The sequence below is a fragment of the Ruania albidiflava DSM 18029 genome, from assembly GCF_000421225.1.
GTDB classification, from domain to species: Bacteria; Actinomycetota; Actinomycetes; order Actinomycetales; family Beutenbergiaceae; genus Ruania; species Ruania albidiflava.
The window spans coordinates 139,948-153,989 of record NZ_ATWL01000006.1; the positions used below are offsets into that span (position 1 = coordinate 139,948).

The window sequence follows — 14,042 nt, forward strand, 5'->3', positions numbered from 1 at the left end:
GGTCTGGCTCCGGGGCAGGAGCACGACGGCGGAGCGCGCCAGTCGCTGGCCCGTCGCCGCGCTCGCGGGGTCGGGTGGGGACCACATTAACCCCTGGCGATCCGCCGTCCCCCCTCTCTAGGCTGGAGCAGCTATGCAGGATTTCCCCCCGGAGGTCCCCGCGTACCCGACTTCTTCGGCCAGCGCCGAGGCCTCCGGGTCCCGCGGCCGCGATCGCTCCTTCCCGGACACCCGCTCCCCCGCACGGTTCCTGGTGTGGTTGCTCGGTCGCCAGCGGGACGTGCTGCTGGCGGTGTTCGCCACCGGCATCCTGGTGTTCCTGCCCGGTGCGCTCGGGCCGTACCTGGTGGGCCGAGCGGTGGACGAGGGGATTATTGCGGGCTCGATGTCCGGTCTGCTCACCTGGTCGCTGATCCTGCTCGGCGTGATCGCCCTCGGCGCTGGGGTCGGGGTGGCGATGCACACGTTCGCAGTGCGGGGTTGGTTGCTCGCGCTGTACCAGACCACGAAGCTGGTCACCCGCAAGTCCACGCAGATGGGGCACGTGCTCAGTCAGCGGCTACCCACTGGCGAGGTGCTGTCGGTAGCCTCCGGGGACTCGAACAAGTACGGGGCGCTCTCCGAGACCGTGGGTCGGGCCGCCTCGGCGTTCTTCGCCTTCGGTGTGGTGGTAGCCCTGGTGCTGCACACCTCGGTGCCGCTCGGGCTGCTCACCCTGGTGGCTGCCCCGGTGCTGGTGTTCGTGGCCACCCCGCTGCTGCGGCCGCTGCAGCGGCGCCAGGCGGTGGAGCGGTCCCGCACCTCGGACCTGACTTCGTTGGCCACGGACATCGTCGCTGGGCTGCGGATCCTGCGCGGGATCGGCGGCGAGCGCACCTTCGGCCGCAACTACGCGGCACAGTCGCAGCGGGTGCGTCAGGCGGGCGTGGCGGCCGGGATCTGGCAGGGTGCGGTGGATGCCACCGGGGTGCTGGTCTCCGGGCTGTTCCTGGTCCTGCTCACCTGGCTGGGGGCGCGCCAGGTGGTCGCCGGGGAGCTGTCCATCGGGCAGCTGATCTCCTTCTTCGGCTTCGCCACGTTCATGGTGATGCCGATCTACACGTTCTTCGAGCTGGCACAGAAGTGGATCCAGGCGCTCGTCTCGGCGCACAAGACGATCGCGCTGCTGGAGACTGAGCCACCCTGGCGCGCCCCAGCCGAGCCGCGGGACCTGCCGAGGGACGCAGTGATCCACGACGAGGCTTCCGGCGCGCAGATCCACCCTGGTGAGCTGACCGTGGTGGTCTCCGCGCTACCGGACGACTCCGCTGCGCTGGCCGACCGGATCGGTCGGTACCTGCCTGCCGCGGCGGGGCCGGTGTCGACCGAGCTGGAGGAGGACGTCAAGGGTCGGACCGCCCGGCAGACCCGGGCACAGCGGCTGGCCCAGCGGCGCGAGCGCGCGGAGGCCGACCGGGAGCGTGCCACCCGGCGGTGGGGGGTCACCGTGGGCGGGGTGGATCTGTCCGAGGTGCCGTTGGCCCGGGTGCGCGAACGCATCCTGGTCAGCGATGCGGCGAGCATGGTCTTCGGGGGCACCCTGCAGAGGGCGCTGGACCCGCACGGCCGGCTCAGCCGCACCGAGGCGGAGCAGGCGATGCTGGTCGCCTCCGCCGAGGACGTGTTCGAGGCGCTGCCCGGCGGCTGGCAGGGGTACCTGGACGAGCGTGGCCGGGGACTCTCCGGCGGTCAGCGACAGCGGCTGGTCCTCGCGCGGGCGCTGGCGACCGACCCCGAGGTGCTCGTGCTCGTCGAGCCGACATCGGCGGTGGATGCGCACACCGAGGCGCGGATCGCTGAACGGCTCGCCGAGCACCGGCGCGGGCGGACCACAGTGGTCACCAGCGTCTCCCCGCTGCTCACCCGCTGGGCGGACCGGGTGGTGTTCCTGGTCGACGGGCAGCTGGCCGGATCTGGCACGCACGAGGAGCTGGTGGCCGACAACGCTGCCTACCAGCGCGTCGTGGTCCGCGCGATGGACGAGGACGAGGAGGCCAGCGATGTCCAAGACACCCGTGACCTCGCTCGATGAGCTGAGCGAGCAGCTGCTGCCGGGCTCCGCCAGCACCTGGCAGCCACCGAAGCACAGTCCCCCGGTCCCGGTCGAGCTGCGGCCGCCACGTCATGGCTCGCTGCGCCAGCGGCTGCGTGCCTGGCGCTCCCGGCACCTGCTCCGGGAGGAACGCGCCCGCGCGGAGTACCACCGGTCCCGGAACCCGGAGCGCGGGCTGCCGGTCTCCGCGGGACGGGCCGCCTGGGAGTTCGTCCAGCGGCTGATCGGGCGCCGGCGCCCCCTGGTCGCCGGGGTGCTGGTGCTGCACGCCCTGGCTGCGATCGCCGGTCTGGTGGTGCCCCGGGTGCTCGGTCACCTGGTGGACGTGGCCTCGGTGACCGGCACGCTGGTCACCACGCTGAACACGCTCGCGCTGACCGTGGCGGGTGTGGTGCTGCTGCAGACGCTGCTCACCTTCGCCGCCCGGTGCAGCGCGGCCGTGTTCGGTCAGGACCTGCTCGCCGAGGCCCGCGAGTACGTGGTGCACACGGTCCTCGGGCTGCCGCTGAGCACCGTGGAGAGCGCCTCCACCGGTGACCTGGTCACCCGGGTGACGCGGGACGTCTCGGCGATGAGCGACAGTGTGCGCTGGGCGCTGCCACAGGCGGTGATCGCCGCGGTCACCACTGTGCTGACCGTTGCGGCGATGGTGCTGAACTCGCCGCTGCTCGCGGCCCCGTTGCTGCTGTCCGTACCGGCGCTGGCGTTCGCGGTGAGCCGGTACCTGAGGCGGGCACCGGCCGGCTACATCACGGAGGGAGCCACATACTCGGCCATCAACACCACGCTCACCGAGACGGTCGAGGGTGCCCGGACAGTGGAGGCGCTCGGTCTGCAGGAGCGCCGGATCGCCGCCGGGGACGATGACGTGGCGGTCTCCGCGCAGGCGGAGCGGTACACCATGTCGATCCGCAACCTGCTGTTCAGCGTGATCGACTTCGCCTACAACTCCCCGCTGGTGACCACGCTGCTGCTCGGTGGTGTGGGCTACGCCAACGGCTGGGCGTCCCTCGGCCAGATCACCACCGCGGCGTTGTACATCCAGGCGGTGGTGGAGCCGCTGGACCGGTTGATCTACTCTCTGGACGAGCTGCAGGTCGGGGCGGCGTCCACCACCCGGCTGCTCGGCATCGCTGCCGTCCCGCCGGACCGGCAGGCGGGCCCGGACCGGCCCGCCGGCGTCCACCTGCAGGGCAGCGACCTGCGCTTCGCCTATCGCACCGGGCACGACGTGCTGCACGGTGTGCACGTGGACCTGCGCCCGGGCGAACGGCTCGCCGTGGTCGGGCCCAGCGGGTCCGGGAAGTCCACTCTCGGCCGGCTGCTGGCCGGGATCCACGGCCCGCGGACCGGGTCGGTGACCGTGGGTGAGGTGGAGCTGACCGCACTACCGCTGGAGGTGCTGCGCACCGAGGTCGCTCTGGTCACCCAGGAGCACCACGTGTTCGTCGGCAGCGTCCGGGACAACATCGTCCTCGCCCGGGAGGACTCCCCGGACGAGGTGGTGGTCGAGGCGTTGCGCGCGGTCGGCGCCTGGGCCTGGGTGAAAGAGCTGCCCGACGGTCTGGACACGCTGGTCGGCTCCGGGAAGCTTGCCCTCACCCCGGGGCAGGCGCAACAGGTCGCGCTCGCCCGGTTGATCGTCGCCGACCCGCACACCCTGGTGCTGGACGAGGCGACGTCGCTCATCGACCCGCGGACAGCGCGGACGCTGGAGTCCTCGATGGCGCAGCTGCTGGCGGGCCGGGCGGTGGTGGCCATCGCGCACCGGCTGCACACGGCGCACGACGCGGACCGGATCGCCGTGGTGATCGACGGTCGGATCGCCGAGCTCGGCAGCCACGAGGAGCTGATCGACGCGGACGGCGAGTACGCCGCCTTGTGGCGTGCCTGGACCAGCTGAGACCGCCGCCGGACCACGACACCCCATATCACCTCGGGCTCGAAATCTCTTTACCGAGATGCGGAAGATGCCTAGACTCCCCGGGAGCGCACCACCAATCCGTGCAAAGGAGCACCCCTATGACCACCGACGCGAAGCAGGATCCAGCGAAGACCCCTCCGCCACCATCGGACCCGGCCAAGCGCGGTGTGCTGGACCGCTACTTCGGCATCACCAAGGCTGGTTCGACCCTGCCGCGGGAGATCCGGGCCGGGCTGACCACGTTCCTGGCGATGAGCTACATCGTGTTCGTCAACCCGGACGTGCTCAGCAACGCCATCGTCATCCCCGGTGTGGACAACGTGTTCACCCAGCTGATCATGACCACCTGCCTGGCCGCTGCGGTCGGGTCGCTGGTGATGGGCATCGTCGCCCGCTACCCGTTCGCCCAGGCCCCCGGCATGGGGCTGAACGCGTTCTTCGCGTTCACCGTGGTGCTCAGCATGGGCTACACCTGGGAGGCGGCACTGGCCGCAGTGTTCATCTCCGGTGCCCTGTTCGTGCTGCTGTCCGTGATCGGCGCCCGGCGGGCGATCGTGCAGGCACTGCCCCTGACCCTGAAGCTGGCGATCACTGCGGGCATCGGTGCGTTCCTGGCATTCCTCGGCATGAAGAACGCCAGCATCATCGTGGCCGACGAGGCGACCTTCGTGGCCCTCGGTGACATGCGCTCCGCGCCAGTCTGGCTCGCACTGTTCGGACTGATGCTCACCGCAGTGCTGATGAATCTACGGGTCACCGGAGCGATCCTCTGGGGCATCCTGGCCAGCACCGCGGTGGCGATCGTCAGCCGGGCAGCGGTCTACACCGGACCGGACGGGCTGGTGCCGTTCCAAGGCTTCGCCGACGGCATCGTGGGCCTGCCGATGTGGCCCTCCGACCTGGCCTTCCAGATGGACTTCCACCACCTGCTGCGGGGCGAGAACCTGGTGGTGGGCATGCTCACCGTGGTGCTCACCTTCTTCGTGGTGGACTTCTTCGACGCCACCGGGACGCTCACCGGACTGGCCCAGCGGGCCGGCTACCTGGACTCCGACGGGAACATGCCGCGCGCCAAGACCGTGTTCTCCATGGACGGTCTGGCCGCGATGACCGGAGCCCTGCTCGGCACCTCCACCACGACCGCCTACGTGGAGTCCGCGGCCGGGGTCGAAGAAGGGGGCCGGACCGGGCTGACGGCGGTCACCACCGGGGTGCTGTTCCTCGCCTCGATGTTCTTCTGGCCGCTGATCGGCGCCGTGCCGGGCGCCGCGACCGCCCCGGCGCTGATCCTGGTCGGCGCGCTGATGATGGCTGGGGTCAAGAACGTGGCGTGGGGTGACATCGGCGAGGCGCTGCCAGCGTTCCTGACCGTGGTGGCGATGCCGTTCACGTTCTCCATCGCCAACGGGGTGTCCCTGGGGATCATCAGCTATGCCGTCATCAAGCTGTGCAGCGGCCGGGTCAAGGAGGCCAGCTGGTTGCTGTACCTGCTCGCAGCGTTGCTGCTGGCCCGTTACATCTGGCTGTCCTGACCAGCGCACCCGCTCCGACCGCGGCAGCCGGGACGTCTCAGCGCGGAGCGCTGTACTGCTGCTCTGGACGAGCACGGACCGGGTGCGGTGACGGGCCGAGGCGGGCTCCGCCGTCCCCGGCCGGAAGGCGACGGCGCACACCGACGTACGCCGCGGCGAGACCGACCAGCCCGAGCACCAGGAGGACCGGTCCGGCCGGGAAGCCGGCGATCATCCGCATCCGCGTCTGGGTGACCACCTGCTGGTAGTCGGCGGCGTCCGGAGCGCTGGCGAAGGTGAAGTCGGAGATGATCTGCCGTGCCGGGTCGTCGAACTCGTAGGCCATCACCGTCAGGTAGTCACCGGCCCCGGCCAGCTCGTCCCAGGTGGGACTGGTCCGCTGGCCCTCGGCGATCGGTCCTGCGAAGAGCAGCTCGCCCGGAGTGCTCGTGACCGTCGGGTCCGTGTGCCGGACCGGACCATCAGCGATCACATAGGTGGTCACGTGCTGGTCGGTCTCGGCCGCCGCGGAGATGCGCATCGGGTAGATCAGCGAGCTCGACGAGAAGCTCAGGTGCACCGGCTGGACCTCCCCGGCCAGCGTGCCCTCCTCGGCGACCATCCGGATCGCGACGAAGTACCAGCCCTCGCTGACGTACGGGCTGAGCGCATCCGCCATCGGGTCGCTCATCACGTACTCGTGCTCACGCAGCCAGTCGGTCAGGCCGTCGGCGTCGGTGGCGGACAGGACTGTGGCCTCGAGCGGGCCGAGCGGTACCACGTCCAGCACCTCGACCCCACCCACCGGCGCAGCGCCGGCATCGGCATCTCCTGCGCCGGCGGCCCCCTCCGGCCACCAGGTGTAGTCGTACTCCACCCGCGGTGCGGCCATCGCCTCCAGGTCGGCGAAGAAGGACGCGTCGGCGAGCTGGACGGCTGGTTCGGCCGGGGTGGGCATGATGACCGCAGCATCAGCGACATCGGTGCTCATGTCCAGCTGCATGACGATGTCCTCGGTGCTGCCGTCGAACGCCAGTGCCGCGACCTCCCGGTCGACGGTCAGCTCCGCACCTTCCGGAGCGACCGCTCCACCGCATGCGCACGCCTGCGCCGGCTCGGCCAGCAGCAGCCCTGCGAACGTGAGCAGGACGACGGCCGCTGCCGTCGCGACAGCGCGCCGCAGACGCACGAGCTCTCCCATGGCTGCCACGGTATGGGAGCCCCGAACGCAGATCGGCCCCTGATACCGGATCGATATCGTGCAGCCCCAGATCGTGACCATTCCGTTGTCGTGCACACACGAGACGCACACAGAAATACCCTCAGGGGGTATGATGGACGGGATGTGCACGACGGCACCGGCACCAGGAGGATCGATGACCACCCAGCAGACGCTCACCCATGCCGAGCACGGCTACACCCCCGAGAAGGATGCCTACCTGAAGCGGATGCGGCGGATCGAGGGGCAGGTCCGCGGGATCGAGCGGATGGTGGCCGAGGACGTCTACTGCATCGACGTGCTCACCCAGATCGCCGCAGTCACCAAGGCTCTGCAGGCCGTCGGCCTGGGCCTGCTGGAGGACCACCTGGGCCACTGCGTGGTGGACGCCGCCCGCACCTCCCACGAGGCCGGTGAGGAGAAGGTGAAGGAGGCCTCCGCCGCCATCGCCCGCCTCGTCCGGTCCTGACCCCGACACCCGACCTGAGAAGGAGCCAGAAGTGACCACCACCGTCATCGACGTCCAGGGCATGACCTGCGGCAACTGCGTCAAGCACGTGACCGAGGAGCTGACCGGTCTGACCGGCGTCAGCTCTGTGGAGGTGGACCTGAACGCCGGCGGCATCTCGCCGGTGACCGTGACTTCCACCGACCCGCTGGACGAGGCGACGCTGCGGGAGGCCGTGGACGAGGCCGGCTACGAGGTCACCGCGATCCGCTGAGCCGGTCGTCGGCGAGCCAAGCACAGACTCCACGCCAGCAGCACGATGGCCCGGGGACCGATCGGTCCCCGGGCCATCGTCATACCGCGGGAAGTGTCAGGCGACAGGTGTCGCCTCCGCACCGCTCTCGACCTCGGCGGCCTGCTCGGCGCCGGCCACGGCCGGGGCGTCGGCCGTCTGCACCGCGATCTTGCGCGGCTTTGCCGCTTCGGCGACCGGGATGCGCAGCGTGAGCACACCGTGGGCGTAGGACGCGCTGATCGCTTCGACGTCCAGCCCGTCGCTGAGGGTGAGCTGGCGGCGGTAGCCACCGGAGGGCCGCTCCTGGGCGAGCCAACGGCCGCCTTCCGGCTGAGCGATGGTGCGCTCGGCCTGGATGGTGAGCACGCTGCCGTCCACGTCCAGGTCGATGCTCTCCGGGGCCACACCGGGCATGTCGATGTCGACGACGAACTCGTCGCCGGCCCGGTACAGGTCCATCGGCATCCAGCGCGGTCCGCGCGCAGGGCCGGTGAGAGCGCCGGCCAGTCGGTCCATCTCACGGAACGGGTCAAATGTCAGGGCCATCACAACTCCTTCCACTCGCGCGGCTCACCGCGAGCCGCTCGGCCGGTCCACGCGGTGGCGGACCGGAATCGGTCTGACATCTGGGTCAACGCGGGGTCGGTCCGGTTTGTTCCCAGAGTTGAGCGTAGGAGGCTCAAGGCCCTGTTTCCGGCATGATGGTGCCGCTTTCCTCGTCTCGGTGATGGCTTGCCGGGGACCGGAGGCGGCGCAGCGGGCCGCTCACGTGGCGCGGCGGGCGGCAATGAGTCGCCGACCAGCAGCACGTACTGCCTGCCTGCTGGAATCGATCTGATCCTGCGGAGCGCCTGCAGCGAGGCGCAGTGCCAGAGCATGGGCAAACATGCCGAGCGCCTCGTCGTAGCGGCCTTGGTCGAACAAGGACTTGCCGCCGTGCTGCCGGGCGAAGTACCGCATCGCCACGGCCACCCGATAGTCCCTTGTGCCCGCCCCCGCGCTGCGTGCCGTGGCATCTGCGCGCTCCCGCCCGGCGCGGAACAGTGCATCCGCAAGCTCGAACCGGCGCTGCCACTGCAGCACGTGCGCCAGCCGCAGTGCTGCGCCGACTGCTTCGATGGGCAGGTCCACCTCTGCTCTGGCCACCGGGACCTCAGCTGCAGTCCCTGGTCCCCCTGCAGCGGCGAGCGAGCACCAGCCGATCCGTTCGGCCTCGTCCAGGTCACCGAGCATCCGCAACCACCCGATGCGTTCGGCGTCACCGACCGGTCCTTGCGCCCTCAGCTCGGCTGCCCGAGCACGCGCGGCGTCCGCGTCGTCGGGTACGTCCCGCAACGTGTCGTCGTCGATCGTGTAGGTGGGCGCAGGTGAAGCCATGCGGCAATCCTCGCTCGCCACAGCTCGTCGACACAATGCCTGGAAACCGCTATCCAAACATGGCAGGATCGTCGCCATGTCACCGCACGTGCCCACGGTCCACACGTTCAACGACAATGGCGCCTGGTGCTGGTTCCAGGACGAGCGGGCGCTCATCGACCCGGTGGCCAGCACGCTGCTGGTCGGATCGATTGCCGCCCCCGAGGGCGTTGGCGGTGCGCACCGGGCCGGGAATGTGGAGCTTGCCGTGCACGATCTGGCCACCGGCCAGACCCAGGTGGTGGTGCTGCACCCGAACCTGGAGGCCGATGACCACAACGTGCCCGCGCTGTGGGTCCGTCCGGACGGGCGCTACCTGGCGATGTACACCAAGCACAAGACGGACAACTTCACCCGCTGGCGGATCTCCACCCGGCCGCACGACGCCACCGAGTGGGACCCGGAGCAGACGTTCGACTGGACCGAGCTGACCGGTGGTCGGGGCGCCACCTACTCGAACCTGCACCACCTCTCCGCCGAGGGCCGGCTGTACGCGTTCGCCCGCGCGGTCAACGACGACCCCTCGATCCTGGTCTCCACCGACGACGGCAGCACGTTCAGCTACGGCGGCAAGCTGTTCACCCGTCCGAAGGTCGGCTATGTGAACGGCTACACCCGGTACGCCTCGAACGGGACCGATCGCATCGACCTGGTCACCACCGACCACCACCCGCGCGACTACGACAACTCGATCTACCACGGCTATATCTCCGGCGGCGCCCTGCACCGCAGCGACCACGCGGTGGTCGACGCGACCGTGCTCAGCGCCCAGGCCCCGTCCCAGGTGGAGCTGACCACGATCCTGCCCACCGGCACCGAGCTCGGCGGTGCGCGGCTCACCCACGCCTGGACCTGCGACCTCCGCCAAGGCCGCGGCGACCAGGCCGGTCAGCTGGCCGCAGTGCTCACCGCCCGCGCCGGGGACGAGCCGGAGGACTCCGACTTCAGCGACCACCGGTTCGTCTATGCCCGGTTCGACGGCGGCACCTGGCAGACCTTCCACCTCGCCCTGGCCGGGGCGAACCTGCTACCGCACGAGGAGGACTACACCGGGCTGGCCGCGATCGACCCCTACGACCTGGACTCGGTCTACCTGTCCGCCCCGTTCGACCCGCGCGACGGCCGCGCGCTCACCCACCACGAGATCTTCCACGGCCGCACCACCGACGGCGGTGCTACCTGGTCCTGGACGCCGGTCACCGAAGGATCAGGCGTGGACAACCTCCGCCCGATCGTGGTCCCCGGCGACCCGGACACCCGGGCAGTGCTGTGGTTCCGCGGCACCATGACCGCCTCGCAGCACTACGACTGCGAGGTGGTGGGCCTGGTCGAGCCCCGCTGACCCGCCCCTCCGCACCGCACCGCACGGCGCCGACCGCTCGATCGGAGGCAGCGCGCTGCGCCGCGGGGGAACAGGGTGCGATATAACGGGGTGTGCCCCACCAGCCCGCACCCCTGGAGAGGTCTCGGTCCCGCCGTCTGACCGCGGAGATCTGGATCGTGATGGGTCTCTCGCTGGGCAAGTCCGGGGTGTACGCGGTGGTGGCGATCATCGCGGCCCTGACCCGCGGCCCGCTGGGCGAGCAGACCACCTCTCTGAACCCCTCGCAGTCGCCACGGCCGTATCTGGACCTGACCTACCAGCTGCTGTCCATCGCCTTCACCCTGGTACCGGTGGCCCTGGCGCTGTACCTGCTCTCCGACCGGGGTCACAACCCGTGGCGCCGGATCGGCCTGGATGCCCGCCGTCCGGGCCGGGACCTGCTCTGGGGCGTGGGCCTCGGCGCAGTGATCGGCATCCCGGGCCTCGGTCTGTACGTGGCCGGTCGTGCGCTCGGGATCACGGTGGCGGTGCAGGCCTCTGCGCTGGACCCGTACTGGTGGACCGTGCCGGTGCTGGTCCTCGCCGCCCTGAAGAACGGGCTGATCGAAGAGGTGGTGGTGGTCGGCTACCTGGCCGAACGCCTGACGGAGAAGCGCTGGTCACCGGTCGCGATCGTGCTGCTCTCCGCCGTCATCCGTGGTTCCTACCACCTGTACCAGGGCTGGGGGCCGTTCTTCGCGAACATGCTGATGGGTGTGATCTTCGCATCCTTCTACCTGTCCAAGGGTCGGCGGCGGGTGCTGCCGCTGGTGGTCGCGCACACGTTGCTGGACGTGACCGCGTTCGTCGGTTACCAGCTGCTGCCCGAGGAGTGGTTGACGGCGATCGGCGTGAGCGTCGCCGGCTGACCGAGGTCGGCGCGGAGACGACCAGCTCCTCCGGCGAGTGAGCCAGGTCACCCGACGGTCCGCACCCGCCCGTCGCACCGGAGTGGGCAGCCACCTGTCGAATACCATCGAGACCATGGCTGAGGGGACCGCCCAGGAACCGCCCGCAGGCGGCCGGGTGCGCACGACCACCGTGCTGGACATTCCCCTGGTCCGGGTACGCCGGCCGATCGACCTGGTGCTGATGCTGGCCACGGTCGCCGGGTTGGCGGCGGTGCTGGTGCTGTCGGTGTACGCCTACCGCACCACCACTGCGGTCACGCTGGACGTGCAGTCGGCGCTGGCCCGGGTGCTGCGGAACATCCTGCTGGTGCCGGTCAATGCGATCGAAAGCTTCCTCACCCTGATCCTGCCGATCGTGGTGATCGTGCAACAGCTGGTCCGCCGGCAGGTGCGCGCCGTGGTGGACGCACTGGCGGCAGCGCTGGTGGCGATCCTGGTGACCAGCGCAGCGGTATGGCTGTTGAACAGCTATGCACCGGAGGCGATGCTGCGTGCGCTGCGGCTGCACAACGGTGTCGAGCTGGTGATGACCATCACCCCGATGGTGGCGGGCCTGGCGGCGTTCCTCACCGGCACCGGCACCCGGGACGAGAGCCGACTGGTGGGCATCTCCTGGAACCTGCTCTGGGTGGTGCTGGTGGTCTCGGTGATCGCCGGTGACTCCACGCTGACCGGGGCGATCGTCTCCGTGCTGCTCGGCCGGGCGGTGGGCCTGGGGATGCGGTACGCCTCGGGCGTGCTCAGCCGCCGCGCGCACGGCCAGGTGCTGGTGGAGGGCATCCGCCGCGCCGGGGTCGATGCGGTGAGCGTGATCCGGATCGGTGACTCCACAGACACCGCCAGCCTGCAGAGCGAGTCCGTCGTGGCCGCCAACCCGATCGGGTACGTCCCGGCCAGCGCACCGCAGAGCACGGTCGACGACGGCACAGCCAGCTTGCCCCACCAGCCCACCTCCAGCGATGGTGCTCGGGCAGGCGCGCCGCCGGCGGATGGGGGCCTACCGGCGCAGCAGGAAGCGCCCGGTCCGCGGCCAGCCGCAGCGCAGCGGGGCGCAGCAGCTGCGCAGCCGGCCCGCTCACCCGCACCGCTGATGACGGACGCGACACCGGACCACGTCCAGGAGTCGGCCACGGTCGCCACCGAACGCGAGGGCGCCAACCGGGTCTACGCCGTCACCGACACCGACGGACGCCGCTGGGACGCCGTCGTGCTCGATGCCGACCGGCAGGTGATCGGCTGGTTGAACGGTCTGATCACCACCCTGACCCGGCGTGGTCTGGACCGGCGCACCTCGGTGAGCCTGCGGCAGAGTGCCGAACGTGCCTCGCTGATGTACTACGCGGCTGCGGCCGCGGGGGTGAACTGCCCGCGGTTGCACGGCATCGCTGAGGCCGGGGCGTCGGTGCTGCTGCTCGGCGAGCACGTGCCGGATGCCCGCCAGCTGGCCGACGTGCCCGACGCTGTGATCACCGACGAGGTGATGATGAACGCCTGGGAGCAGCTGCGGATCGCGCACACCGCCGGGCTCGCACACCGGAACATCTCCGCCGACACGGTGTACGTGGTCACCTCCGGTACGGCGGAGAACCAGGTGTGGCTGAACGGCTGGGAGGAGGGCGAGATCGCCGCAACGTCGTTGGCGCGCCGGGTGGACCTGGCCCAGCTGCTCACCCTGTTCGCGCTCCGCGTGGGTCCGCAGCGGGCGATCGCGGCAGCCTCGCGGTCGCTGTCGATCGCCCAGCTGGCGGAGATCGCCCCGTTGCTGCAGCCGATCGCCCTGCCGGCGCAGACCCGCGCCGCCGCCCGGGCGAACAAGGCCGGCATGTCCACGCTGCGGGCACACCTGGTGGACTTCATCCCGACGGCGAGCGAGGTGGCGCCGATCCAACTGGCCCGGTTCAACGCGCGCACGGCGATCACGCTCACCGTGGCCGTGGTCGCCGGCTGGATCCTGCTCACCACGTTGAACTTCGAGACCATCGCCGAGGTGGTCGCAGACGCCAACCCGGTGTGGATGGTGGTGGCATTCGGCTGCGGGATGCTCACCTTCCTGGGTGCGGCGCTCGGGCTGGTCGGGTTCTCCCCGGACCGGCTCGGGCTGTGGCGCACTGTGGTGGTGCAGATGGCCTCATCGGTGATCACCCTCGTGGCACCGGCCGGGGTGGGTCCGGCGGCGCTGAACCTGCGGTTCATGCAGAAGCGTGGGGCTGCGACCCCGATGGCGGTGGCAACCGTGGCGCTGCTGCAGGTGTCCCAGTTCGTCACCACCGTGCTGCTGCTGGTCGTCATCGCGCTGCTCACCGGGTCCTCCGGACCGTTGCAGCAGGTGCCCTCCGGTGCGGTGCTCATCGGTGTGGGCGTGGTGCTGGTGCTGGCCGGTGTGCTGCTGGCGGTCGGTTCGCTGCGCCGCTGGGTGGTGGCCAAGGTGCGCCCCACGCTGCAGCAGGTGTGGCCGCGGCTGGTGTGGGTGATCGGGCAGCCGCACCGGTTGGCGATGGCGCTGGGCGGCAACCTGCTGATGACCGTGGGCTACCTGGCGGCGTTCGCCGCGTCCCTGGCGGCGTTCGGGCAGTCGCTGCCGCTGGCGTCGCTGGCGATCGTGTACCTCACCGGTAACGCGGTGGGGGCGGCAATCCCCACTCCCGGCGGTATCGGCACTGTGGAGCTGACGCTGTCCACCGGGCTGACCACCGCGGGCATCGCCACCGCGGCAGCGGCCTCGACCGCAGTGCTGTTCCGGGTGCTCACGTTCTGGATCCGGGTGCCGCTCGGCTGGTGGGCACTGCGCCACCTGCAGCGGCAGAACCTGCTCTGAACCCGAGCTGACCGGGCGGTCCTGCGCACCCTCGTCACCTGCATCTGG

General features: G+C 70.5%; 11 protein-coding genes. 8 read left to right on the forward strand and 3 right to left on the reverse strand.

Going from position 1 to position 14,042, the window contains the following annotated elements; genetic code table 11:
- Positions 1–133 precede the first annotated feature (133 nt).
- From K338_RS0109225 to K338_RS0109235, 3 genes are all read left to right on the forward strand, one after another.
- Positions 134–2,071: an ABC transporter ATP-binding protein gene (locus K338_RS0109225; RefSeq protein WP_022917889.1), complete on the forward strand. Its 1,938-nt coding sequence runs from the start codon at positions 134–136 to the stop codon at positions 2,069–2,071.
- Positions 2,040–3,995: an ABC transporter ATP-binding protein gene (locus tag K338_RS0109230; protein WP_051154729.1), complete on the forward strand. Its 1,956-nt coding sequence runs from the start codon at positions 2,040–2,042 to the stop codon at positions 3,993–3,995. The genes K338_RS0109225 and K338_RS0109230 overlap by 32 nt, the downstream gene beginning before the upstream one ends.
- 119 nt (positions 3,996–4,114) lie before the next feature.
- Entirely contained in the window at positions 4,115–5,548 is a 1,434-nt protein-coding gene (locus K338_RS0109235; RefSeq protein ID WP_022917891.1) for an NCS2 family permease, read from the forward strand.
- Positions 5,549–5,585: 37 nt separating this feature from the next.
- Here K338_RS0109235 and K338_RS21585 read toward each other — a convergent pair whose 3' ends face one another.
- Positions 5,586–6,728: a DUF2330 domain-containing protein gene (locus K338_RS21585; RefSeq protein ID WP_022917892.1), complete on the reverse strand. Its 1,143-nt coding sequence runs from the start codon at positions 6,726–6,728 to the stop codon at positions 5,586–5,588.
- A 175-nt stretch (positions 6,729–6,903) separates the two neighbouring features.
- Here K338_RS21585 and K338_RS0109245 point away from each other — a divergent pair, with 175 nt between their 5' ends.
- Together K338_RS0109245 and K338_RS0109250 are read left to right on the forward strand one after the other, a co-directional pair.
- Positions 6,904–7,215, forward strand: coding sequence for a metal-sensitive transcriptional regulator (locus K338_RS0109245; protein WP_022917893.1), 312 nt, complete (start codon positions 6,904–6,906; stop codon positions 7,213–7,215).
- A gap of 31 nt (positions 7,216–7,246) precedes the next feature.
- Entirely contained in the window at positions 7,247–7,468 is a 222-nt protein-coding gene (locus tag K338_RS0109250; protein WP_022917894.1) for a heavy-metal-associated domain-containing protein, read from the forward strand.
- 96 nt (positions 7,469–7,564) lie between these two features.
- Here the strand turns inward: K338_RS0109250 and K338_RS0109255 are convergent, their stop codons facing one another.
- Positions 7,565–8,035 (reverse strand): Hsp20/alpha crystallin family protein, encoded by a 471-nt coding sequence (locus K338_RS0109255; RefSeq protein WP_022917895.1) that lies wholly within the window; start codon positions 8,033–8,035, stop codon positions 7,565–7,567.
- A 219-nt stretch (positions 8,036–8,254) separates the two neighbouring features.
- Positions 8,255–8,866 carry a tetratricopeptide repeat protein gene (locus tag K338_RS24420; RefSeq protein WP_022917896.1) on the reverse strand — a complete coding sequence of 204 codons (612 nt, stop codon included), beginning with the start codon at positions 8,864–8,866 and terminating at the stop codon, positions 8,255–8,257.
- Between the two features lie 76 nt (positions 8,867–8,942).
- Between K338_RS24420 and K338_RS0109265 the strand changes: the two genes are divergently transcribed.
- The 3 genes from K338_RS0109265 (at position 8,943) to K338_RS21600 (ending at position 13,994) form a co-directional block, all read left to right on the forward strand.
- Entirely contained in the window at positions 8,943–10,247 is a 1,305-nt protein-coding gene (locus K338_RS0109265) for a BNR-4 repeat-containing protein (protein ID WP_022917897.1), read from the forward strand.
- Between the two features lie 161 nt (positions 10,248–10,408).
- Positions 10,409–11,137, forward strand: coding sequence for a CPBP family intramembrane glutamic endopeptidase (locus K338_RS21595; protein ID WP_084480827.1), 729 nt, complete (start codon positions 10,409–10,411; stop codon positions 11,135–11,137).
- Between the two features lie 115 nt (positions 11,138–11,252).
- Positions 11,253–13,994 (forward strand): lysylphosphatidylglycerol synthase transmembrane domain-containing protein, encoded by a 2,742-nt coding sequence (locus tag K338_RS21600; RefSeq protein ID WP_157612333.1) that lies wholly within the window; start codon positions 11,253–11,255, stop codon positions 13,992–13,994.
- Positions 13,995–14,042: the final 48 nt, after the last annotated feature.